Genomic DNA, 22958 nt, shown 5'->3' with positions numbered 1-22958 from the left:
TAAATTTTTTGTTTATTTTTTGTATTTTTTTTCTAAAAACTTTTTACTGATTACTTCTGCATCTACAAGTTTATTTCTAATTTCAATTTGAAGATTTTTGCCTATTTTAGCATATTCTATATCTATAAGAGCAATACCAATACTTTCTTTTTGTCCAGGAAGCTGATAGCCCGTTGTGACAACTCCTATTTCTTTTCCATCGGCAAAGGCTTTATAGCCGCCTCTGGCAATCCCTTTTCCAATTAATTTAAATCCAGCAGTTCTTCGTTTTAATCCTTCTTTTTTTTGTGCTACGAGGATATCTTTTCCTATAAAATCTCCAGCCTCTAACTTTACAAAGAAACCAAGTCCTGATTCAAGAGGAGTAACATCATCCCGCAATTCATTTCCATAAAGTGGTAAACCTGCTTCAAACCTAAGTGTATCCCTGGCTCCTAGTCCTATAGGAGAAAGGTCTTCCCCGCCGACATTTAGTAGTTCTTCTACAATAAAAGCAGCTTTATCATTATCCAGATATATTTCAAATCCATCCTCTCCAGTATATCCAGTCCTTGAAACCAGGCATTCTATTCCAGATAGTAGAACTTTAGAATTGAATGTAAAGAATTTTATCTCATTTAAGTCAATACCTGTAATCTTTTGAAGGATCTCTTGAGCTTTAGGTCCTTGGATTGCAATTTGTGAAACATCATCAGATATGTTTTTTGTTACAACATCAAAATTTTTAGATTTTTCTTCTATCCATCTGTAATCTTTTTCAATATTAGATGCATTTACTACCAATAATATCTTTTCATTGGTATATTTATAGACAAGCAAGTCATCGACAACGCCACCTTTTTCATTACACATAAATGTATACATCACTTGACTATCATTCATAACACTTGCATTATTGGCAACTAAATAGTCTACAAATTTTAAAGCTTCTAAACCATCAATAGTAATTTCTCCCATATGAGATACATCAAAGAGACCGGCTCTTTCCCTGACAGCCAGGTGTTCTGCTTTTATTCCCTCAAACTGAATAGGTAGTTCCCACCCTGCAAAGTCTACTAATTTACCACCTAGTTTTTTATGTACTTCATTTAACGATGTTTTTTTCAATTCCATTTTATCCTCCTTAATCATTATATAGTTGCCAAGCTTTGTAAGAACTTCTAACAAGAGGTCCAGAAGCCACCCCTTCAAAGCCCATTTCTTCAGCTTTTTGTTTGTACCATTCAAACTCTTCAGGAGTTACATATTCAGACATAGGGTAGTGTTCTGCAGATGGTCTCAAATATTGACCAATAGTTAATAGATCACAAGAATTTTTCCTCAAGTCTTTAAAGACTTCAATAACTTCTTCTCGAGTTTCCCCCAGTCCTAACATTATTCCGGATTTCGTTTTAATTTTTGGATCGATTGCCTTTGACATCTTTAAGATCTCCAAACTCCTATTGTATTCGGCCTCTGGTCTTACGAGTTCATACAACCTTGGGATTGTTTCGATATTATGGTTTAATACTTCCGGCATTGCCTTTAGAACTATTTTTAAAGAGTCTTCACTCCCTTTTAAATCAGGAATCAATATTTCAATTCTGACATCCTTGTCTATCTTTCTTATCTCCTTTATAACTTCAGAAAAATGGCCGGCACCGCCATCAGCCAAATCATCCCGGGTTACTGATGTAATTACTACATAATTTAATTTAAGTTTTTTCACAGCCTCAGCGATATGTTTAGGTTCATCAATATCCAAGCTTTTTGGTGAGCCATCTTTTACATTACAAAATTTACACTTTCTAGTGCAGATCCCTCCCATTATCAAAAAGGTCGCAGTTCCACTAGAGTAACATTCTGCTCTGTTAGGGCAGTTTGCTTCTTTACATACTGTTTTTAAGTTTAATTCCTTTAATATATTTTCTATATTTTGAAACCCTTTAACACTTCCTAAGTTTATTTTTAACCATTCTGGTTTTGCTACTCTGCTGTCTTTCATAAATATCACTACTCCTGATCTTTATAATTTTTAATACTCTGTGGTTCCAAGTATAGTCTTTTAATCAACTGTATTCTTATTTTTTAACAAAGTCAATAAGGAATATTATTTTCACATTACAATAGTGTGCACAATATAACTTTTTAGTTGAAACCCTTAAAAAAATTGGGATGCAGCCCCAAAAAAAGTTTATCGTTATTATTATTTTCACAGAAATTTTAGGTAGATGTACATAAATTTATAAATAAAGTTTTAAAAATTTAGTCTGTTTTGTGGAGGAGTTTTTGTAAAAAAATTCATCTTTTTCCTTTAGAATAATCTTCTGGGATCTTCTAAGTTTTCCTTTCTCCATATCTAACTGAATATTTCAGACCTCTTTTTTAATAACTTTTTTGATTTAAAAATTTGTTAGACAATAAAAATATAAAATGCTACAATCTGAATATCAATAAATTAAAAGGAGGTAAAAGATTAATGGGAAACTTAACAGGGGTAGATGTAATTTAATAAAAAGAGGATGTTTGGTAAATATAATTATAATTGCAGAACTATAAATTACTTATAGTATTTTTTAGTGCTTAAATTTATTGTTATTTATTCAAAATGACTCTTTCCCAGAGTTTAGGTTTGTATCAATAGCTATTAGTTTAAGTGAATTAAACAGAAGTCTATTTAGGATATTTCTAGATAGGCTTTTTTTTGTACATTTTTTTACTCTGGGGAAATTAATTAGGAGGTAAAAATGGAAATAATTTATAAAATTTTAGAAGAGCATAATGTTAAAAATCTAAAAGAAATAACTTTAGAAGAAATATCAAATAAAGACGGGATTCTTGTGCATAGAGTTAAAGATCAAGAGTCATCAAAAATTTTAAAAGTGTTTTAAAATGAAATTTATAAGAGGGAAATCAGTAACTATAAGGTGTTGATGGAATTAGGAATTCAAACTATTCCAGTTTATAGCTTTGCAGAATCATTTATTTTAATGGAAGATATAAAATTTTCGGATAGATATAGACTTGCAACAAAAGAAGATATGTTTAATCCAAAGGTTATAGTTCTTCTTGCAAGGTGGTATCAAAAGCTCCATAGGAAAGGAGAAATATATTTAAAAGATAATAAAATAAAACTCTATTCTGAGTATGATTTAATTACTAGAGAATCTATTACTTTTCTTAAAGATAAAATTAATGTTAAAAATAAGGAGGTATGGGATATTTTAAATTCTGAAATAGATAAATTACATAAATTTTGTAAAGCTCGAAGGACAATAACATACAATGATTTTTATTTTGTGAATATGATAGTTGCCAAAGATTACAGTGAAGCATTTATGTTTGACTATAATATGTTAGGAGAAGGGCTTATAGCTTCTGATATTTTAAATGTAACTTCTTCTATAAAAAAATGTGGTGAAAAGTTTATTGAGTTATATGGGGAAATTAATATGTTGGAAACTACAGTGAATAATATATTAGCACATACATTTGCTGTTTTAGAGGGATTTAATAGGGGAAAATTTCCTGATTGGGCTGAGGAGCCCCTCAAATTTTTAGAAAGTGAAAGTTTTGAGAAAGAGATAATGAAATGGAGGGAGACGCATGAGTAAAATAACATATGAAATAGATATTGCATCTAAGCAGAATAAAGTGTGGAATAAAAATTTTACATTATTAACGATCGGATCTTTTATATCAATGATGGGAAGCTATATGGCTTCTTTGGCTATTAGTTTTACAGTTTTTGATATGACTAAATCTGTGTTTTTATTTGCAATGTTTAATGTAGCATATTATATACCTAAACTAGTTGTAACACCGTTGTTGGGACCAATAATAGATAAATATAGTAGGAAAAAAATAGTAATAGGAACAGACTGCTGTTATTGTTTATTATTTTTTTTACTGCCAGTAATAATATATTTTACAGAATTTAGTTTACCTTTATATTTGGGATTTAATTTTTTAATTAGTTTATTGGATTCGGTGTATTCAGCAGCTTTTACAACATTATTACCAGATACTATAACTCCTGGAAGATCTCAAAAGTCTTATTCTATAGATTCTCTTTTAGGACCAATTTCCCAAGGATTAATGGCTCCTATTTTCTTGATTGTATATAATAAAATAGGACTGTCAGGAATATTGATCTTTAATTCAATAACTTATTTGATTGTGGCAATATTTGAATGCTTTATAGATGTAAAAGAAAACTTGATTAAAGATTCAAAATCTACATTTTTAGAAAATTTAAAGGAAGGATATGTATATTTAAGGGAAGAAAAAGGAATTTATGTTATTTATATGAAAATCTTTTTTACTACTGTTACTTGGGGTGCCATTATGACTGTTATGTTACCTTATTTTGAGTCTAAAGTTGATTTAGGAAAGGATAAATATATTATTTTAGGAATCGTAATGACAGGATCTAGATTTATTATAGGGTTTTTACAGTCAATATTTGTAACATACAGTTCTGAGAATAAGTTTAAAATATATGTAATAATAAATTTTATAATAGATTCATTACTTTTATTTATTTTTATATCTCCTTTGTATGGTATCTATGTTATATGGGGAATAACTGGAAGTTTAGGTATCATAACAATAACAATTAGAACCAGTTCACTAATGGCCTATATCCCAGGAAATATGAGGGGACGTTTATCGAGTATTTCTTTAGTTTTGAGTAATATGGGTATGTTACTAGGGTCATTTTTAGGTGGTTTTATAGCAGAAAAATTAGGTTATATAACTTTAGGCACTTTAGTAGGCGTTTTAGGACTGATTGTAAATGTTTATTATTTTTCCAGGTATAAAAAATCATTGTTTTTAGTTTTTAGAAAAGACTTATAATTAAATAAAAAGTAAAGAGATAGCGATACAAATCTGGGTAGTTATCTTAAAGTTATTTATCTTATACGAAACTTAATATTCAAAGTATTGACTTCTAAATATATTGATTTTTAGAATTTATAGAAAATTTATAATAACAATAAAAAGTCGGATTAGTTATCCGACTTTTTTAATTTTTTTTAGAAGTTTCGAAGGTTCCACTCTAATTTTTTTCTGGCTTTAGAAGAAAATTCATTTTCAATTACTTCAAAAAGGTGTGAAGTATTATTAATCTTCAACATACTTATTCTTTTTAACAATCTATTAAATTCAGGATCTCCAAGGAATTCATATAGATCATTTAAAATCAATGCCCCTTTGGGATAAAGTGCCAGATAACTCATCTCATGACCTCTGTCTAAATTAAATATTGGAGGAGTTCCTTTAATTTTTTCCTCATAATTTTTAATTTTTTCAGTTAAAACTTTTTCCCCGTATTCAGACCTTACATAGGAAAGAACAGAATATTCTGCAAAAGATTCATTCAGCCAGTCTTCCCACGAATTCATTTTTCCATGAGTCCACCAAAGATGAGCTAATTCGTGGGCAAAATATTGTTCATAGGAAGTTTTATCTATATTTTTAGATTCATTGAGTACGATTAAGTTTTTCCTGCAATAGCCTCCTCCTTTCTTTCTAGGAGAGATTACGACAGTCAAGATAACATCTTCCTCTAACTTACCAAAAGTTTCCATAAAATGAGTTAAAATTTTATCTGCACTATTTTTTATAATATCTTTAAGTTCTTTGCCCTCTTTTTCTCTAAAATAAATAATTACTTTAGTTTTTTCCAAAACAACCTCCTCCATCAAGTGGTTATTAGAGACAAAAACGGGATATGAAAAATCTATTAAACTTTCCTTTGAAAGAGGGTATAGTATTTTACTGTTTTCTCCCCCAATACAGGTAATATCTATCTCAAATTTTGAGTTCTCTATACTTTCATTTATTGGAAACCATGGAAGGTAGCATCCTAGTTCTGTCCAATCCTTTTTTACTTGATTGATAGTATTATTATCTATAATTTTACCAGAATACTTTATATTAAAGGTTAGATTTTTCTCTTGACCATCTATACATATTTTTTGTTTCAGAAATGATTTTACTAGAAGGAACTATACCTTTACTCACTTCATAAGATATATTATTTTTAGAAGTTATTTTGACCATATCCATATTTTTATTGATATAAAATTTTTCTTTTTCGTTGTCACAGGTTATTTCTAAATCCACCTTAATCATATTATCGATTACATCTATGACCAAATCACCTTTATAAACTATCAAATTATTTCCTCCTTTTTTATCACTTAAATCATCAAATCAAATGTAACGATAGAAAACTAATTAGGATACTTCAAATCCATCTAGCATAAACTAATATTACTTTATTTACTTCACTATTAAAGAAGCATTAGTATATTACTACAATTAATTTCAGAATCAAATTTTAAAACTCTAAAATAAAGATTTCTTAGTTGCAATACTAAAATAGTCAGAAGGTTGATTCATGAGAATACTAAGTTTATAACGAGTAGTGCTTCAATAGTTAAATGTAAAGATACTTATTTCAATTTTTCACTCACAGTAATATCGTTTTTAACGTATTTATAAACTTATAAGAAAATTATAAGAATTGTCCAAGAAACAATTAATATATAACTATTATTATATGGCAACGAAAAGAGGAGGAAATATATGGAAAATAAATTAAAAATAAGGGAACTTAGAGATTTTATAAGGTTTTTGACCGTACTTTTATTGGTACCCTGGTTAGGGTGGTTTACAAAAAACTTATTTGGAGTAAAAATTGATTTTGAGGTAGAGATGGTAACATTTTTATTTTTTATTGTATTTGGAAGTTTTTGGTGTGGGTGGTTGTGTCCTTTTGGAAATCTATCTTATTTTATAGAAAAAATTGGTAGAAATCTTTTTCCCAGTTTACAGTTTTTCCCTAAAGGGAGATTGGACAAAATTTTGAGGTTGCTAAAATATGTATTTTTATCAGGATTCGTTTATTTGATAATAGCAGGGGGATATGATTATTTTTGGGGAAGCCACATGGCAATATATAAATCTAATGCTATATCTCTTGAATTTTTAAAATTTAAAAAATACATGATCATAATTATTCCCTTACTAATCCCAAGATTTTTCTGTAAATATATATGCCCGCAAAAAGCTATGTATAATATAATTCATAAATTTTTACCAATTTTAGTTGTAGAAAGAGATGAAAAAAAATGTGTATCCTGCGGTAGATGTGATAGGGCCTGTCCAATGGATATAAAAGTGTCTAAAGAAAAGAAAATATGTGGAAAAGATTGTATTTCATGTTTCAATTGTGTAGACGGTGAAACCTGCCCTGCTAAAATAGATGCTCTGAAACTAAAGTTTTTGGGGAAAAAAGTAAATCCAGGTCTATTTTCATTAGTCGTATTAATATTATATCTAATAACTACATATTCAGTTATTCAGTTATTGAGTTAAATTATAGAAGATTAAAAAATATATATAAGGAGCTGGTTAAAATAAAAAACCAATTAAAAAAATTAGTAATTGCAGGAGTAATAATGTTATCCACAGGAATTTTAGCCAATAATGAAACAGAAAAAACTATTAATGAAAAAGATATAGTTGAAGTTTTATCAACAGAATTATCCAATGAAGATGGAAATAATCAGATGGAAAATTACATAAATACACTTGAAAAACAATATATAGATAGACTTGTAGAAGATATAAAATATGAATTTGAATACGATTTAAAAAATCCAGGAAATTTTTTATTGTTAGAAGTAGACGTAGATAAAAATTTTCTAGGAGAAAGGTACACAGATTTTTAAATAATAAGTACCGTAGAACCAATAACCAGAAAGGTAGCTAAAAATATAATAGATGATTTAAAAAAACCTGTAAGAGTAATAGTTAAATATAAAAACAAGAATATTTTTATGAAAAAATATTAAAAAGTTGGGCAAACATTTTTTTATAAGGTATTATATTAATACTATAATTTGTCAAAAGAGGAGTGAGTATATTGTTTCAAAAATTTAAAACTATAAAAATGAATATCATTTTTACTTATGTAATTGTATTTGTAGGGACACTTCTCTTTTTAAATGTTCTTATATACCAGCTATCTAGTAAAATGATTATTAATATAAAAAAGGATACTTTTTATACAAACAAAGATTTTTTCCTTGAAAATATTAAAGGTCTTGAAGAAAAAAATGTTGTAATGTCTAAAAAAAGATTAGAAGTTGAGATAAATAAAGTCAGGGCACACAGTAGAGATTTTTATATAAGGATATTAAATCCCAATGGAATTGAGGTAGGGGAAATACCGAGAGATATAAGTCTTGATTTAAAACAATACAACAAGATAGTCCTATTAGAAGGAAAAAATCATGAAGAATATTTTTATCTCGATGAAGTACGTCAATATAATGGAAATGATTATATATTTCAATATTTGCTAATTACGGATTATGAAGAATATTTTAAAGTGCTGATGCAGGTACTTATTATAATAGAATTACTTAGCATTTTTATAGCAATATTTTTAGGGATAAGAATTGGAAATAAAGTCATTACACCTATAAATAGAATAAGTGATCTGACTGAGAAAATAACTGCTGAAAATTTAGATCAAAGGCTCCCTATAGGGGATCAACCAGATGAAATTTCAAGGTTATCCAAACTTATTAATACAATGTTTGAAAGATTAGATCAGTCATTTGATGATCAGAGGGATTTTGTATCAAACATATCTCATGAACTTCGGACCCCTATAGCTGTTATGAAGGGTTATTTAGATCTTTATAGAAAGGTCGGACCAGATAATAAAGAACTTTTAGAAGAAGCTATGACAGCTATAGAAGAAGAAAATGAAAGTATGAACAGGATGATTGAAAAACTTCTTTTTATGGCAAGAAAAGACATAGAAAATTTTAAATTAAACATAGATACAATAGATATAAAAAATCTTTTTAAAAAATTAAAAAATGATTATGGCTCAATAGAGGAAAGCGGGGGATTAAAGACTTCTGTCGAATCAGATTCACTTCTTAAATGTGATCAGGATATTCTTATTCAAATACTTCGTGCACTTATTGATAATGCAATAAAATATGGTGAAAATAAAGGGATAGAACTTGGATACTACGAAAGACCTGCTGAGGCTGTAATCTATGTAAAAGATTTTGGAAACGGAATTGATTCAGGTGAGATAGATAAAATTTTTGATAGATTTTACAGGGGAGATAAATCCAGGAATAGAGATAACGGAAGTGTAGGTCTAGGACTTTCTATAGTTAAAAAATTAACCGAACTCCATGGGTGTGAGGTAAATGTAAAGAGTAAAATAGGAGAAGGCACTACTTTCGAAATCATATTTGCTAAAAATGGAGGAACAAATGAAAAAAATACTGTTAGTAGAAGATGATAAAAAACTTTCAAGAGTCTTAAGTTTACAACTTTCATATGAGGGGTATAGTTCAGATATAGCAAGAGATGGTTTTGATGCTTTGATAAAATTTGAAGAAGGAGATTACGATCTTATACTCTTGGATATAATGCTTCCTAAGGTAGACGGATATGAAGTCTGTAAAAGGATAAGAAAAACATCCGATATACCCATAATAATGCTCACTGCAAAGGAAGAAATAGGAGATAAAATAATAGGTTTGGATATAGGAGCAGATGACTATGTGGTTAAGCCTTTTAGCTATGGAGAATTGACTGCCCGGATAAGAGCAAATTTAAGGAAAACTAAAAAAGAAGATACCCTTATATTGACATACAAAGATTTAACCTTAGATTCAAATAAAAGAATAGTTATAAGGGATGGAAATGAAATCAATCTTTCTAAACAAGAGTTTGATCTCCTTGAATATCTTCTTATAAATAGTGGAATAGCTATGAGTAGAGATAAAATACTAGCTAAAATATGGGGAGATGAGGACTATTCTAACCCTAATGTATTGGATGTATATATAAAATATTTAAGAGATAAAATAGACAAAGAATATGATGAAAAATTGATAAAAACTATAAGAGGGATTGGATATAGTCTCAGATAAAAAAATATGAATAAGTAGCTTCCTGTGGTAATAATTTTGCTAAAGGAAGCTATTTTTTTATTTGCAGATTTTTCTGGGCAGCCTGTCTAAAATATAAACTTTGAAAGAGTTTAATTTTATACTCTACTGCTAACATAAAAAAATCTAAGATATTAAAAAAGAGGAGTAATAATTAAAGAATTATTACTCCTCTTTTTATAAAAGTTTTTCATTAATTTTCATATCTTTTATTTAAAATATTTGTGTCTTTATATTCTACAAGGACTCTTAAAGGTTTCTTTAGATCAGTTTGAATATCCTTATTTATCTCTTCTAGTATAGGTTCTATTGCTTTTTCAATTTCTGCATTTGTAGGTGCTTTACCAAAGAAATTAGATTCTACTTCAACAACCATTAATAAAAATGTATCTAAATCTTTTAATTTGTAGTCAAGTTCATATTTTTTAGAATCTATCTCTAAATCTGCATATTGTACTTCAAGTATTTTTGAATAACTCTTGATTCTTTTATTACCTTCCTTGTCATGGTTATCACCATCATTTGCTAATGCTCCTGTAGATAGTAATAATATTCCTAAACTAGCTAATCCAATTTTAAATTGTTTTTTCATTCTAATCATCTCCCATTGTTTTTTTATCTCATTCATCTCTTTTTTCATCTAAACCATCTCCTATTATTTTTTTGATGTAGAGCTTTAAAGCTGTGTCTCCCTGAATCTACTAATATAATACTTTAGATAACTTATCTATTTCTTGGAGAAATCTTACAAGTTTCTTAGAAGTAAGAATAAAATTAATTTCAAAATTTTGCTGTAAAGAGGAGTAATAATTATAAGAAATTTATAAGAAATGCTTAACTATTCTATAACCTTCTATATTTATAATTACCATAAATAAATATAAATCGTAAAAATATAAAATTTTAAAGATAGATATTAGAGGAGGAGAACTATGAAAAAAACTACATTTATTTTTGATTTTGATGGGACACTAGCTGATTCATTACAGATGGGGGTAGATATATATAATAAACAAATAGCACCTAAATTCAGATGTAAAAAAATAGAGGAGAAAAACATGGAAATTTTAAAGGGGACCAATTTTCATAAATTATTGAAGGAGCACAATATTAGTTTTTTTAAACTACCAATATTGTTGTTTCATTTGAAGAGGAAAATGGCTAAAAGAATGGATGAAATCCAGCTTATAGATGATATAAAATTGTCTTTAGATAAACTTCATAAAATGGGTTATAAGATGGGGGTTTTGACTTCAAACAATAAAAAAAATGTTAAATCTTTTTTAAAGCACTATGAAATAGATTATTTATTTGAATTTGTCTATGCAGAAAAAAATCCTTTGGGTAAGGACAGGGCTATTAAAAAAATAATGAAATCAGAAAAATTAAATGACATTATCTACGTGGGAGATGAATCACGGGATATAGATGCCTGTAAAAAGGCAGGGGTAGACATTGTTTCAGTGGGATGGGGGTTTAATACAATATCTCATTTAAGGGAGTATAATCCAAATTACCTGATAAAAGCCCCGTCAGAATTAATTGAAATAGCGAAAACTTTAGTTTAGATGACATGGATAAAATTTAATTATAAGACATTTATAAGAAATGTATAATTTTTATATAATATTTCATTTCTATAATAATTTCATATAAAAATAATTACTAAAAGGAGAATTAAATGAAAAAAATATTATTTACCATAAGTTCTTTAGGATTGGGTCATGCAACTAGAACTTTGTCTATAATCAATGATTTAAAGGAGGATAACTTTATTACAATAGTTTCATACGGCAATGCCCTTAATTTTTTAGAAGCAGAGTTTTCTGAGGAGAATAATATTGAGTTTATCTCTATGGAGGATTATCCAAAATTTGGCAGGGGAAAGGGGATAGCGGTTTATTTTAATTTGATTATAGATTTTATTAAAACTAATTTCCTTATAAAGAAAGAGGCCGCTTATGTCAAAACAATAGAGGGTGAATATGATTTTATATTTTCTGATGGACGATATGGATTTAATTCCAAGAAAATTCCATCCTTTTTATTATCCCATCAAATTTCATTGATTTTACCAAAATATTTATCATTTCTTCAGTCATTAGTAGATTGGATTAATTATCGTTATATCAAAAAATTTGATAAGTTATTCATCCCGGATTTTTTTCAAGAAAAAGACTCTCTCGCAGGTGAATTATCCCATACAAGATCTTTAAAAAATCTAAATCATGAATTTATCGGGATATTATCCTCATATAAAAAGGATAATTTAAAATGTGATATAGATTATTTATTTATTATCAGCGGTTATTTAAGGGACAATAAAAATAGTTTTATTTCAAACCTCATAGAGGAATCAAAATTATTAGGCGGGAAAAAAGTGTTTATTTTAGGGGACATGACTTCCAATGAAATTAAGGAGATGGATGAGTTTAATATTAAGATATATCCATCGGTTACAGGGAAATTGAGAAATGAACTTTTCAATAGGTCAAAAGTTATTGTGTCTAGAAGTGGCTATACGACTATTATGGATTTGGCAGAGTTAGAAAAAAATGCAATCTTATTTCCTACACCCAACCAGGAAGAACAGGAATATTTAGCCCGTTCTAATAAACTTAATGATCATTTTGTTATAGAAAACAGTAATAAAAAAATTAATTTAAATACTCTGGTCAATAAAATTGTTAAGACTAAAAAAATTATAAATAATAAGAAAACTGTTGATTCTTTAAGAACGATAAGGAGGAGTATAGACCCCTATATAAAGAAAAATTTCTTTTCCATTGTAATCCCGGCTCATAATGAGGAGGCATTTCTAGAAGATACAATGAGAAATTTATCTAAATTGAACTATTCTACAGAAGACTTTGAAATTATTTTGATTGAAAATGGATCCTGTGACAGGACATATAAAATAGCATTGAAATGCAAAGAATATATTTCTAACTTAAAAGTTTATCAAAGTGAAACAGGAGTTTCTATAGCTAAAAATTTAGGGAAGAACCTGGTCAGTGAGAGATCTGATTGGACCATCTTTTTGGATGCAGACAGTATAATTGAACCACCTTTCTTAAGGGAGTTGAATAATTATCTAAATAAAAATGAAAATAAAGATTTTACAGTGGGAACTTGTTCGATTTTACCCTGGGACAGTGATTCTTTTTATTCAAAGCTGTGGTTTAAAATTTATGATGTTTGTCATTCTGTTTCAAATACCTCATATTCCATCCAAATTGCAAAGACTAATTTTTCTAGGGAAGTGGACTATGATGAGGAATTACATTATTCAGAAGATTTAAAATTTATAAGAGATATGAAAAAATACGGGGAGTTCTTTTTCTTTAAAACTAAAGATGTTTATACCTCTACGAGAAGATTTGAAAAATATGGTTATCTAACCTTAACCTGCTTATGGATATTGCAGAGTGTACTACCTAAAAAAATAAAAAGAAATAAAAAATATAAGGTTGTGAGAAATTTATGAATATAACAGAAGTTGATAAATTTATAGAAATTTTGCTGAGATACCAAGGTATAGCTTACTTAATATTATTTATGGGTTCCATGATTGAAACTATTATAGGTCTTTCGTTTTTATTCTTTGGGGAGATATTTTTTCTGGCTGGAAGTATTTTAGCCAGCACAGGGAGATTAGATATAGGAAAAGTCATAGTAGTATTATATTTAGGCGGAATTATAGGGGATAATATCAGCTACTTTATCGGAAGGAAATATGGGATGAAACTTTACGAAACTTTTTCTCAATATAGGTTTTTCAAAAAATTTATAAATAAAAAAAATTATGATAGAGGTGTCACATATTTTATGAAAACAGGACCTGTCAGTGTATTTTTAGCAAGGTTTATGGGGCCTGTTTCATGGATTACCCCATTTATTTCCGGTGTATATGCTATGGATTATAAAAAGTTTTTCATCTATAATTTTTTTGGAGTTATTCTTGGAATTGGACAATTTATAGTCGCAGGGTATTTTGGAGGGAAATATATTAATCTATTTCTATAGGTTCTGAGAAATATATCTTATTATGTGAATTAAATATGATTTTTTTATCTTCCTAACAACCAATATTCTCTTTCATATATAGAATTTTCTTTGAATTTATCTTCTATATATGTGTAGCTGTATATGCCGGGAATCTAAGTAAGGTCCGGCCTATTTTGTGGAGAATGAAGGATTATCCGTATTAGAATTAACATTTTAACGTTAGACTTTTGTATATATATCGAGTATACTATTTTCAAAGAGTAAAGACCCATAAGGAGTATATATGTTAGAGAATATAGGTGAAAATATAGGAGAAAAGATAAAAGAGCTCAGAATAAATAAGGGGATGACACTAAGGGCTTTGGGAGAAACAGTAGATCTGTCTGCAGGATTTTTATCCCAGCTGGAAAGAGGTCTTACAACTATCTCAGTGGATGTACTTCAGAGAATTTCAGTGGAACTAGGTGTGGAACTTACTTATTTTTTCCGTGAAGTGGAAGTAAAAAATGAAAAAAAAGTAGTAATGCGGGGATATGAAAAGGAAGTTTATGAACTGGTTAATTCACAGTTTGTCCACTATCATTTGAGTAATAACCTTACAGACAAGGATATGGTACCAAGAATGATAGATATTTTGCCAAAGGAGAAACAGGAAAGATTAAAGGGATATTCCCATGATGGAGAGGAATTCATATATGTACTAGAAGGAATTCTTACCCTTGTGATGGATGACAGGGAAGAAACTCTATTTCCGGGAGACAGTGCACACTATAGTTCTGATTCTCTCCATAACTGGGGGAACAATACGAGTAAGAAAACAAGAATAATAGCTGTAGGAACACCTAACGGCTATAAGAAATAATAAAAAAACCTGTTTTTTAAAACAGGTTTTTTTGTTATCCAGGAAATTATACCTGCAAAGGCATCACCAAAATATTGTTAATTTATAACATAAACATAGAATATCGAGGTCTTTTATAATGTTGAAAACAAACACTTCGTTTATATTTGTAAACAAAATGTTTATAAATATAAAAATTAGTCTAGACTTAGTGAAAAAAATGTTATATACTCTCGGTATAAAATAAAAATAAAACAGATAAAATTATTACTTCTGAAAAGGGAGGAAAAATGAAAGGGACAATTGTAAATGTTCAAAGATATTCAGTTCATGACGGGCCCGGTATAAGGACTACTATATTTTTTAAAGGATGTCCGTTAAAGTGCTGGTGGTGTCATAACCCAGAAAATATAAGTTTAAAAGAAGAAATTATGTCTTGTAAAGACAAGTGTACAAATTGCGGAAGATGTATAAAGATATGCAGAGAGGAAGCTATAAAGCTAAAGGATGGAAACCCCTTTGTAGAACTGGAAAAATGTAAATCTTGTGGCAGGTGTGCTGAATTTTGTATAAGCGAAGCTAAAGAACATGTAGGGAAAGAAGTTCATGTAAATGAACTGATGGTTCACATAAAAAAAGATATCCCATTTTACGAAGAATCAGGAGGAGGAGTAACTTTTTCAGGAGGAGAACCTTTAATGCAGGGAGAATTTTTAAATGAAGTTTTAAAGAGATGTAAAAACTTCAACATTAATACTACTCTTGATACCTGTGGTTATTCGGACTGGGAAAAAATAGAGAAGATCCATGATAAGGTAGACCTATTTTTATATGATTTAAAGATATTTGATGATGAAAAACATATTAAATATACCGGGGTATCCAATAAACTGATATTAGAAAATTTAAAAAAATTATCCAGCCTGGGTAAGAATATATATGTGAGGATGCCAATTATAAAAGGTATAAATGATGACAGTGAACATGTGGATAATTGTGTGAAGTTTTTATCAAAACTTAATATACTTCAGGTGAACCTGCTTCCATATCATAAATTAGGTATGGATAAATATGAAAAATTAGACAAAGAATACAAATTAACAGGGGAAGAAAAACCATCTGATAATGAGATGAAAAAAATAGCAGAAAAATTTAAAACAGCAGGAATAAAAGTAAAAGTGGGGGGATAATTATGATGACAGAGAGAATAAAAAAACTTAGAAAGCAAAGTGTAGAAGCAGTGCCTAGAATATCAATGGAAAGAGCAATCATAGTAGATGAGGTTTATAAAAAACATGAAGGAAGTGTCTCCACACCAGTACTAAGAGCCCTAGTGTTAAAGGAGTTAATGAGTAAAAAAGAACTGTGTATAAATGAAGGCGAGTTAATTGTAGGAGAAAGAGGGGAAAAACCGGCAGTTACTCCTACTTATCCAGAACTATGCTGTCATACTATAGATGATTTTGAGGTTATGAATCAGAGAGAGAAGATATCTTTTAAGGTATCTGAAGAGGCAAAGGATATCCAAAGAGAACAAATAATTCCTCACTGGGAAAAAAGATCTATGCGTCACTCTATATTGAATAATGTAACAGATGAATGGAACTCTTGCTATCAGGCAGGAATCTTCACTGAATTTATGGAGCAGAGAGGACCAGGGCACACAGTGGCAGACGGAAAAATATACACAAAGGGATTTTTAGATTTTAAAGTCGACATACAAAAAGCCATAGACTCTTTGGATTTCCACACTGACGAAAAAGCCTTGGACAGAAAGCATCAATTAGAGGGAATGAGCATAGCATGTGACGCGGTAATGATATTAGGAGAACGTTATTCAAAACTTGCCAGGGAGATGGCAGAGAAGGAAAGCGATCCTGCAAGAAAAGAGGAACTTTTAGATATCTCAAAGAGATGTAGCAGAGTACCTGCTCACGCTCCAGAGACATTTGAAGAAGCTATCCAGATGTACTGGTTTATCCACCTGTGTGTAATCAGTGAGTTAAATCCTTGGGATTCATTTTCTCCAGGAAGACTGGACCAGCACTTAAACTCATTTTATACAAAGGGAGTAGATGAAGGAACGATGGATCCTGAAAAAGCCAAGGAACTGCTGCAGTGTCTATGGATAAAGTTTAATAACCAGCCGGCACCTCCTAAAGTAGGAATTACCCTGAAAGAGAGCGGGACATACACAGATTTTGCTAATCTTAATACAGGCGGGGTTCAGCCAGACGGATCGGATGGTGTCAATGAAGTAAGTTATATCATACTACAGGTAATGGATGAATTGAAGTTATTGCAGCCAAGCTCAAATGTTCACATAAGTAAAAAAACTCCCCAGGCTTTTTTAAAAAAATCTTTAGAAGTAGTAAGAAAAGGGTGGGGACAGCCTGCACTTTATAATACAGACGCTGTAATTCAGGAGATGCTTATTGCAGGAAAAACAATAGAGGATGCCAGATGCGGTGGAAACAGCGGGTGTATAGAAACTGGAGCTTTTGGTAAGGAAGCTTATATTCTTACAGGGTATATGAATCTTCCTAAGATACTAGAAATAACTCTTCACAATGGAATCGATCCTCAGAGCGGGAAAAAACTGGGAATAGAAACAGGAAATCCGGAAACTTTTTCTACTTATGAAGAGCTGTTTGAAGCTTATAAAAAGCAATTAAAGCACTTTATTGATATTAAGGTGAAAGGAAACAGGATAATTGAAAGATTGTATGCAACAAGGATGCCTGTACCATTTCTGTCTGTAATCATAGATGACTGTATTACGAAGGGAAAAGACTATAATGCAGGGGGAGCAAGATACAACACATCGTATATCCAGGGAGTAGGTATAGGTAATATTGCAGATATGATGACATCCATTAAATACAATGTTTTTGATAAAGAAAGGATGTCGATGAAGGAATTATTGGAAGCTGCGAAAGATAATTTTGAGGGGCATGAAGAAATCTTTCATCTGGTTGTCAACAAAACTCCTAAATACGGGAATGATGATGATTATGCAGATGACATCATGCAGGAGATATTTTATGCTTACTATAATGAGGTAAATGGAAGGCCTAACTGTAACGGCGGACAACACAGAATAAACATGCTTCCTACCACTTGTCATGTATATTTTGGTGCAGTAATAGGAGCCACTCCAGATGGTAGAAAAGCAAATAAACCTCTGGCAGATGGAATATCACCATCTAAGGGAGTAGACAGGGTAGGACCTACAGGAGTTATAAAATCGGCATCTAAAATGAATCACCTGATAACAGGAGGAACACTTCTTAATCAGAAGTTTACGCCTTCCATGGTAGAGGGAGAGCAGGGAATAGACAACCTGGCTCATCTGGTGAGATCGTATTTCAAGTTAGACGGCCACCATATTCAGTTTAATATAATCAGCAGGGATATACTTTTAAAGGCTCAGGAAAATCCTGAAGAGTATAAGGATCTTATTGTAAGGGTTGCAGGGTTTAGTGATTTCTTCTGGAATCTTGATAAAGCACTTCAGGATGAGATAATAGAGAGAACGGAACAGGAATTTTAGAAAAAATAAAAAAATTGGAGGATAACAATGAAAAAAATAGGTTTTATAGGCTGTGGGAATATGTCACAGGCAATGATTGGCGGGGTAGTAAATGCAGAGATATTCCAAGGGAAAAATATCCTTGTATCTGACCTTAACAAAAAAAGTTTAGAAAGTGTAGCTGATAAATACGGAGTTACTACAACTACCGATAATTTAGAAGTAGCAAAGGGAAGCGATATACTGGTACTTGCTGTAAAACCTAATCTATACGACTTAGTTATTTCACAGATAAAAGACACAGTTAAAAACGATGTTATCATTGTAACCATAGCCGCAGGAAAGAGTATAGAAAGCACTGAAACAGCTTTTGGAAAAAATATAAAGGTGGTTAGAGTTATGCCTAATACTCCTGCTCTAGTGGGAGAGGGAATGTCTTCTATGGTTCCCAACAAGTTAACAGGAACACAGGAATTAGAAGAGATAATAAGAGTATTTGAAAGTTTTGGAAGTACCGAGATTGTGGAAGAAAAACTTATGGATGTAGTTACCTCTGTAAGCGGATCTGCACCAGCTTATGTCTATATGTTCATAGAAGCTATGGCTGACGGGGCAGTCCTTGATGGTATGCCAAGGGATAAAGCTTATAAAATGGCAGCTCAAACAGTATTAGGAGCGGCTAAAATGGTAATGGAAACTGGAATGCATCCTGGTCAGCTTAAAGACATGGTGTGTTCTCCAGGGGGAACAACGATAGAGGCAGTAACTACTTTGGAGAAAAAAGGTCTTAGAGATGCAGTAATTACAGCTATGAGAAGCTGTACAGAAAAATCAAAAAAAATGTCTAAATAGACAATAAGGGGGAAGGTTAATGTTTAATACAAATGAATATTTTGATGGGAAGGTAAAATCTCTTAGTTTTGAAAATAGTGAAGGTCCAGCAACAATAGGAGTTATGGCTCCCGGCGAATATAAGTTCGGAACTTCGAAGAAGGAATACATGACTGTAACTTGTGGCAAGATGACGGTAAAGTTACCTGGAAATGAAAACTGGGAGGAAGTAGAAGCAGGAAATACCTTTGAAGTGGAGGCAGATAGTTCATTTTTAGTAAAAGTAGAGGATGAAATTTCTTATCTTTGTCTATATAGATAATCCTGAATAATAATATAGACCTAAAGATCCTATGACTTGAGAGGAGCACAGAATGAAAGGTAAAATAATTTATGAGTTATATTAGAAGTTTGATTAGTAATATATAGTTATGGTATTTAAAATCAAGTTACTATCTGATTTTAAGGTAGTAACTTGATTTTTTATAAATACAAAAGCAATATCAATTTTTTTAATCGGGGGGTAAAAAAGATGGAAAAAGCAGGAAAAAAGCCGTTTGGATTTTACGTGTGTTCAATGGCTTTCGTATTGGAAAGATTTTCGTTTTATTCAGCTAAGTGGTTAATCGCAGTATTCTTAGTTGCAAAGATAGCAGATGGTGGATTAGGTATTGAACCAGGGGATGCAGCAAAGATGACAGCCAACTTGGTAGCATTTACTTATTTAGCGCCAATAATCGGGGGATATCTTTCAGATAAAGTATTTGGAGCCAGATACCTTGTGCCTATCGGTATGTTACTCATGGGAGCAGGTTACTTAGTGGGATGGCAGGCTAATAGTACCGGGATGGTTAACTTGATGATTATCTTGCTGTCTTTAGGTACAGGGTTATTTAAGTGCCAGACAAACGCTATAACAGGTAGACTTTTTGATGATCCCGGGGAATTAGACGGTGCGTTTTCTACTCAGTATTCATTTGTTAATGTTGGTGCTTTTTTGGGGACAACTATTATCGGTTTACTTGTGGGATTTAAAGGATATTCTTTCTGTTTTTTAGTTATTGCAATAGTAATGTTTGTTAATGCAATCTTCTTTGTATATGGATGGAGATTTTTAGGGGATACAGGTAAAAAACCATTTAAAATCGCTGAAAATAAAGAGGAGAAAAAAGTTGAAGTAAAGGAAGAAAAAGTTCCTTTAACTACAATTGAAAAGAAAAGAATTGGTGCTATTGTTTTAGTGTCGGTCTTCTCAATTATCTTCTGGGTATTATGGTACTTGGCATATATGCCTGTTTATTATTACTGGGGTGGAGACAACGGAGCTGCAAACTGGATGATTGGAAACTTTACAATTCCTACAGCTTGGTTTGACTCATTAAACGCATTTATGTGTATAGCATTAGGACCAATTTTAGGTAAAGTATGGTCAACGTTAGCAAAGAGACCTAAAGGTGACCTTAGTATGTTTAAAAAGACTTCTTTAGGTATGATGCTTATGGGACTATCTTATGTAATATTTGCACTAGCTGACATTTCAAGAGGAAATAATCTTGCTCCTATCGCCTGGATAATTGCAATGGGTGTTGTATTATCAACAGGTGAAATGGTGTTCTCTCCACTTGGAAATTCATTTATCGCAAAGTTCTCGCCACCAAGATTATTAACTGGGATGATGAGTATCTGGGTATTAGCGGTATTCTTTGCAGGTAAATCATATGGTTACTTATATGCATATACGCTAAAGTTTGACTTTGCCAAGGCATATTTTGTTATTGCAGCAATTGCTATCTTCGCGGGAATTATCCTTTGGGGACTGGACAAGAAGTTAAACAGCTTAGTAGAAGAGGAAGCAGAAGCAGAAGAAGTAACAGTTTAATTAATCTAGATATAAATACTAAAAATAATTAAGGGGGTAAAGATGTTAAACGATAAACTTTTAAAACTTAGAGATGAAATGAGTCAAAAGGGAATAGATGCTTATATTATTCCCAGTTCAGATGCACACCAGAGTGAATATGTAGCAGAATATTTTAAAGGCAGAAGATGGGTTAGTAACTTTACAGGGAGTGCTGGGACTGCTGTTATTACCTCTGATTCTGCTGGTCTTTGGACAGACGGACGATACTTTATCCAGGCTGAAAAAGAACTTGAAGGAAGTGGCTTTGATCTTTTTAAAATGGCTGAAGAGGGAGTACCTACCTACCCTGAATGGTTAAAAAGTGTTGTCAAAGAAGATGGTATTATTGGATTTGATGGAAAAGTTATCTCTGTTTCTGCCTATAATGAATTAAAAAAAGGATTCGAGGAAGACAACTTTAAAATCCAGTATGACCTATTGGAATCTATTTGGGATGACAGGCCTAGTTTCCCAAAGGAAAATATATTTGTTCATGACCTCTGTTATGCTGGTAAGTCTACATTGGAAAAGATTGATATTATTCGGGAAATCTATCACTCCCATGGAGCTGACAGCTATATTCTGAGTTCTTTAGATGACATTGCATGGACTTTTAACCTGAGAGGAAGCGATGTACTGAACAATACTACTTTCTATGCCTATGCACTTATTGAAGATGATAAGACTACTATATTTATAGATCAGGATAAATTAGATGAAAAAACTAAATCATACCTTAAAGAAAACAATGTAATTTTAAAATCCTACGATGAGATCACTGATATTTTATCTAATTTAGAGAATAAAAATATCTATCTCAGCCCGGAAAGAACAAGTATTTTTATCCAGTCATTGCTTAAAAATAATAAAATTATCCACAATAAAGAGATCACTACCCATTTAAAAGCTGTTAAAAATGAGGTAGAGATACAAAATTCAAGGGAATGCTATTTAAATGATTCTATAGCTCTCCTAAAAGGGTTTAAACATATTGAAGAAAATTTCAAAAAAACTCCTATCACTGAATTAGATGTAGAAGATATTATCAAAAATGAAAGATCAAAGATAGACGGGTTTAAAGGGATAAGTTTTGATACTATTGCAGGGCATAAAGACCATGCAGCTCTTATGCATTTTAAAGCCAATGAAAAAAATACATACACTCTGGAATCTTGTGGGTTTTTATTGGTAGATTCAGGGGGACAATACCTCAATGGGACTACCGATATTACCAGAACATTTTCATTAGGAGATATCACACTTGAGCAGAAAAAAGACTTTACTCTGGTACTAAAAAGTGTAATTAACCTCAGCAGGGCTAAATTCTTAAAGGGGACTACCGGTTATAAATTAGATATGTTAGCCAGATATCCCCTATGGTTAGAAGGGATAGATTATAAGTGTGGAACTGGTCATGGGGTTGGGTTTTTCCTAAATATTCACGAGGGTCCGCAAGGTTTTTCTGTTAGAAAAAGTCACGATCTTCCTTTAGAAGTAGGTATGAATTTAACTGTTGAACCTGGTGTATATAAAGAAGGCAGACATGGTATTCGTACTGAAAATACAGTTATAGTAAAGGAAGCTTTTACCAATGAAAACGGGACTTTTTATGAGTTTGAGACTATATCATTCTTCCCGATTGATATAAATTCTATCGATCCTGCCCTGTTAAATAGTGATGAATTAGAATGGATCAACTCCTACCATGCTGCTACATTTGCTAAACTGTCTCCATATTTAAATGAAGATGAAACAAACTGGTTAAGAGAAAAAACTAAGCAAATATAAATAATGCCCCCTACTAAATTTAGTAGGGGGTTTTTAGATAATCATATTTTATTCATAGATTTTTTTTTGACACTCCCG

Annotated in this window: 22 protein-coding genes; 17 read left to right on the top strand and 5 right to left on the bottom strand. The window is 31.0% G+C overall.

The features are described from left to right. Positions 1 to 12: 12 nt before the first annotated feature. The gene (gene gcvT, locus NRK67_00210) at positions 13 to 1131 is read right to left on the bottom strand and encodes a glycine cleavage system aminomethyltransferase GcvT (GenBank protein ID UUV17297.1); all 1119 of its coding nucleotides are present in this window, start codon (positions 1129 to 1131) and stop codon (positions 13 to 15) included. Next, on the bottom strand, positions 1124 to 1984 hold the full coding sequence (gene lipA / locus NRK67_00205) for a lipoyl synthase (GenBank protein ID UUV17296.1): 861 nt from the start codon (positions 1982 to 1984) through the stop codon (positions 1124 to 1126). The genes gcvT and lipA overlap by 8 nt, the downstream gene beginning before the upstream one ends. A gap of 742 nt (positions 1985 to 2726) precedes the next feature. Between lipA and NRK67_00200 the strand changes: the two genes are divergently transcribed. The 3 genes from NRK67_00200 to NRK67_00190 are packed head-to-tail and all read left to right on the top strand — an operon-like array spanning position 2727 to position 4839. Next, positions 2727 to 2870, top strand: a complete 144-nt coding sequence (locus NRK67_00200) for a hypothetical protein (GenBank protein UUV17295.1) — start codon at positions 2727 to 2729, stop codon at positions 2868 to 2870. A gap of 42 nt (positions 2871 to 2912) precedes the next feature. After that, the gene (locus NRK67_00195; GenBank protein ID UUV17294.1) at positions 2913 to 3593 is read left to right on the top strand and encodes a hypothetical protein; all 681 of its coding nucleotides are present in this window, start codon (positions 2913 to 2915) and stop codon (positions 3591 to 3593) included. Beyond that, positions 3586 to 4839 carry an MFS transporter gene (locus NRK67_00190; GenBank protein ID UUV17293.1) on the top strand — a complete coding sequence of 418 codons (1254 nt, stop codon included), beginning with the start codon at positions 3586 to 3588 and terminating at the stop codon, positions 4837 to 4839. Before NRK67_00195 ends, NRK67_00190 begins: the two co-directional genes overlap by 8 nt. 179 nt (positions 4840 to 5018) lie before the next feature. Here the strand turns inward: NRK67_00190 and NRK67_00185 are convergent, their stop codons facing one another. Then, positions 5019 to 5672 (bottom strand): hypothetical protein, encoded by a 654-nt coding sequence (locus NRK67_00185; GenBank protein UUV17292.1) that lies wholly within the window; start codon positions 5670 to 5672, stop codon positions 5019 to 5021. A gap of 250 nt (positions 5673 to 5922) precedes the next feature. After that, complete coding sequence (locus NRK67_00180; protein ID UUV17291.1) at positions 5923 to 6165, bottom strand: hypothetical protein; 243 nt, start codon at positions 6163 to 6165, stop codon at positions 5923 to 5925. 411 nt (positions 6166 to 6576) lie between these two features. Here NRK67_00180 and NRK67_00175 point away from each other — a divergent pair, with 411 nt between their 5' ends. The 4 genes from NRK67_00175 to NRK67_00160 all read left to right on the top strand — a co-directional run bounded on the left by NRK67_00175 (position 6577) and on the right by NRK67_00160 (position 9962). After that, positions 6577 to 7368 (top strand): 4Fe-4S binding protein, encoded by a 792-nt coding sequence (locus NRK67_00175; protein UUV17290.1) that lies wholly within the window; start codon positions 6577 to 6579, stop codon positions 7366 to 7368. An 83-nt stretch (positions 7369 to 7451) separates the two neighbouring features. Continuing rightward, a complete protein-coding gene (locus NRK67_00170; GenBank protein ID UUV17289.1) occupies positions 7452 to 7724 on the top strand; it encodes a hypothetical protein in 273 nt (90 codons plus the stop codon). A gap of 221 nt (positions 7725 to 7945) precedes the next feature. Further along, a complete protein-coding gene (locus NRK67_00165; protein ID UUV17288.1) occupies positions 7946 to 9325 on the top strand; it encodes an ATP-binding protein in 1380 nt (459 codons plus the stop codon). Next, complete coding sequence (locus tag NRK67_00160; GenBank protein ID UUV17287.1) at positions 9297 to 9962, top strand: response regulator transcription factor; 666 nt, start codon at positions 9297 to 9299, stop codon at positions 9960 to 9962. Before NRK67_00165 ends, NRK67_00160 begins: the two co-directional genes overlap by 29 nt. A gap of 211 nt (positions 9963 to 10173) precedes the next feature. Here NRK67_00160 and NRK67_00155 read toward each other — a convergent pair whose 3' ends face one another. Continuing rightward, on the bottom strand, positions 10174 to 10620 hold the full coding sequence (locus NRK67_00155) for a hypothetical protein (protein UUV17286.1): 447 nt from the start codon (positions 10618 to 10620) through the stop codon (positions 10174 to 10176). A 292-nt stretch (positions 10621 to 10912) separates the two neighbouring features. Between NRK67_00155 and NRK67_00150 the strand changes: the two genes are divergently transcribed. The 10 genes from NRK67_00150 (at position 10913) to NRK67_00105 (ending at position 22880) form a co-directional block, all read left to right on the top strand. Beyond that, on the top strand, positions 10913 to 11548 hold the full coding sequence (locus NRK67_00150) for an HAD-IA family hydrolase (protein UUV17285.1): 636 nt from the start codon (positions 10913 to 10915) through the stop codon (positions 11546 to 11548). 113 nt (positions 11549 to 11661) lie between these two features. Then, positions 11662 to 13467 carry a glycosyltransferase gene (locus NRK67_00145; protein UUV17284.1) on the top strand — a complete coding sequence of 602 codons (1806 nt, stop codon included), beginning with the start codon at positions 11662 to 11664 and terminating at the stop codon, positions 13465 to 13467. Next, complete coding sequence (locus tag NRK67_00140; GenBank protein ID UUV17283.1) at positions 13464 to 14006, top strand: DedA family protein; 543 nt, start codon at positions 13464 to 13466, stop codon at positions 14004 to 14006. Before NRK67_00145 ends, NRK67_00140 begins: the two co-directional genes overlap by 4 nt. A 277-nt stretch (positions 14007 to 14283) precedes the next feature. Next, entirely contained in the window at positions 14284 to 14850 is a 567-nt protein-coding gene (locus NRK67_00135; protein ID UUV17768.1) for an XRE family transcriptional regulator, read from the top strand. 269 nt (positions 14851 to 15119) lie between these two features. After that, positions 15120 to 16019 carry a glycyl-radical enzyme activating protein gene (locus NRK67_00130; GenBank protein ID UUV17282.1) on the top strand — a complete coding sequence of 300 codons (900 nt, stop codon included), beginning with the start codon at positions 15120 to 15122 and terminating at the stop codon, positions 16017 to 16019. Between the two features lie 2 nt (positions 16020 to 16021). Next, positions 16022 to 18382, top strand: a complete 2361-nt coding sequence (locus tag NRK67_00125; protein ID UUV17281.1) for a glycyl radical protein — start codon at positions 16022 to 16024, stop codon at positions 18380 to 18382. Between the two features lie 27 nt (positions 18383 to 18409). Beyond that, positions 18410 to 19213 carry a pyrroline-5-carboxylate reductase gene (gene proC / locus NRK67_00120; protein UUV17280.1) on the top strand — a complete coding sequence of 268 codons (804 nt, stop codon included), beginning with the start codon at positions 18410 to 18412 and terminating at the stop codon, positions 19211 to 19213. A 19-nt stretch (positions 19214 to 19232) separates the two neighbouring features. Continuing rightward, entirely contained in the window at positions 19233 to 19514 is a 282-nt protein-coding gene (locus tag NRK67_00115; protein ID UUV17279.1) for a pyrimidine/purine nucleoside phosphorylase, read from the top strand. A gap of 210 nt (positions 19515 to 19724) precedes the next feature. After that, the gene (locus NRK67_00110) at positions 19725 to 21071 is read left to right on the top strand and encodes a peptide MFS transporter (protein ID UUV17278.1); all 1347 of its coding nucleotides are present in this window, start codon (positions 19725 to 19727) and stop codon (positions 21069 to 21071) included. Between the two features lie 42 nt (positions 21072 to 21113). After that, a complete protein-coding gene (locus NRK67_00105; GenBank protein ID UUV17277.1) occupies positions 21114 to 22880 on the top strand; it encodes an aminopeptidase P family protein in 1767 nt (588 codons plus the stop codon). Positions 22881 to 22958: the final 78 nt, after the last annotated feature.

This window comes from Fusobacteria bacterium ZRK30 (assembly GCA_024628785.1).
Lineage (GTDB): Bacteria > Fusobacteriota > Fusobacteriia > Fusobacteriales > Fusobacteriaceae > Psychrilyobacter.
This window is presented reverse-complemented; position numbering and strand designations above follow the sequence as displayed.